The sequence below is a fragment of the Acidiphilium sp. PM genome (genome assembly GCF_000219295.1).
GTDB lineage: Bacteria > Pseudomonadota > Alphaproteobacteria > Acetobacterales > Acetobacteraceae > Acidiphilium > Acidiphilium multivorum.
Window position 1 is genome coordinate 1 of record NZ_AFPR01000477.1, and the last position, 1702, is coordinate 1702.

1 protein-coding gene and 1 pseudogene are annotated in these 1702 nt (G+C 64.0%); one reads left to right on the top strand and one right to left on the bottom strand.

Annotation, left to right across the window (positions count from 1 at the left end):
* Positions 1 to 185 precede the first annotated feature (185 nt).
* Positions 186 to 674 carry a tyrosine-type recombinase/integrase gene (locus tag APM_RS14925; protein WP_007424210.1) on the bottom strand — a complete coding sequence of 163 codons (489 nt, stop codon included), beginning with the start codon at positions 672 to 674 and terminating at the stop codon, positions 186 to 188.
* Positions 675 to 832: 158 nt separating this feature from the next.
* Between APM_RS14925 and APM_RS14930 the strand changes: the two are divergent.
* Positions 833 to 1702, top strand: a pseudogene (locus APM_RS14930) (ISKra4 family transposase); the annotation flags it as partial.

The window sequence follows — 1702 nt, forward strand, 5'->3', positions numbered from 1 at the left end:
TCATTCCGACTATGTTTTCCGTACATGATTCGGCACGAAATCCGGGATTTTTCGGCGGGTCTCGGACCACCGCCGGAAAACAGGTGTTTTCCGTCATCCCGCGATTCCGGCCTCAGAACCGCGCTCTCCGCTCAAACCCGCAGAAAACCTCCATCCCAACCAGTCAACGTTCCCACTTTGTCCGCTTATGCTACAGCGCAGGGCGTTTCGTTACTTCGGGCCGTATGCGGCACCGGCCCGGAACCTTGTTGGCGGCTGGCAAACAACGGTCCGGCGCGGCGGGTGCCGATGTGCAGCCGGAGCAACTGCGCCAAATCCCGCCGGATCGGCACCTCCCGGCGCTTGCCGCCCTTGCCGTGGCGTATCGTGATCATGCGCTCGGCCAAGCTGACATCCTCGACCCTGATCTGCACCAGCTCGGACGCGCGCGCACCGGTTTCCAGCAGGGTCTGCAGCATCAGCCCGATCCTGCCGTCCTGAGCATAGGCTTGGTCGAGGAAGCGCAACTCTTCCTCGACCGTCAGCCGATCGACACCGCCACGGCGTTCGGGCGAGGCGCGCAGGCCTGCTCGCGCCCTGGCGGCTTTGAACACCGCCTTGCTCTGCGCGTAATCCACGCCCTCGCGGACAAGAACGGCGGCGATCGCGGCTGCGGCACGGGCAATGGAGGTCATGCCACAGTTTGCCTTGTTTTCTCCGGAGTGCAAACTGAGGGTCCGCAGGTGCACCAGGTGAGCCGGAATAGGGGGACGGTGCCATAGCGGAACCGCCTGAGCTTTCCACTCCGGCTCTTGTGGAAAGCTCATCCGCTTTGCCACATTGGAGGTCACCCATGCGCGTCAGCATCCTGCTTCAGATCACCGACGATGATGGCGGCATCGGGATGGCCGATGAGGTCGTCACCTTTGAAAAGGCGACGGAACGACCCGAAGACGTCGGCCTCTCGCTTGCCGAGGGCAAGACAGTGACCGCCGCCATCCAGCGCCGGCTTGTGCAGGCTCAGGCCAGAACCTGGACCGTGCGCCACCTCTGTTGCGAGGCGTGCGGCTCCCGCCGACGCAGTAAGGGCAACTACCCCATTCTGTTCCGCACCCTTTTTGGCGACGTGCCGCTCGCCAGCCCGCGGCTGCATCGGTGCCCGTGCCAGAATGGGAACGGCCCCGCTACTGTGTCGCCGCTTCGAGACTTGGTGCCCGACCACGTCGCTCCCGAACGGCTTTACCTGGAAGCGCGCTGGTCCTCGCTCGTTCCCTACGCGAGCGTGGCCGGCCTGCTGGCCGACGTGCTGCCGGTCTCATCCGGCGCGAACAGGACCACAGTGCGTGAACACGTCTTGCGTGTCGCAGAACGCGCGGAAGCCGAATTGGGCGAGGAGCGGCCCTGCTTCATCAATGGCTGTCCGGCTGAATGGGCTGCGTTGCCCATTCCGGAAGGCCGGATCGTCGCTGCTCTCGATGGTGGCTATGTCCGCAACTGGGATGACCGGACAAGCAACTTCGAATTGATCGTCGGTCGTTCCATGCCCGAGGACCGGGAACCGCGTTACCTCGGCCTGGTGGAGGCCGAGGGTGCCCGCCTGCTCGCCTCGCTGGACAGCATCAAGTGGCTGCTCTGGCACGGCAACCAGCACCGGGCCGGCAAAGAGATTGCATTCTTCGAGGATGACGTGGACAGCCTGGAGGTCGATTACCCAAATTTGGGC

Bases quoted from the DNA above. Each gene is read 5' to 3' on its own strand.
- APM_RS14925 (WP_007424210.1), bottom strand. From the start codon at position 674: ATGACCTCCATTGCCCGTGCCGCAGCCGCGATCGCCGCCGTTCTTGTC.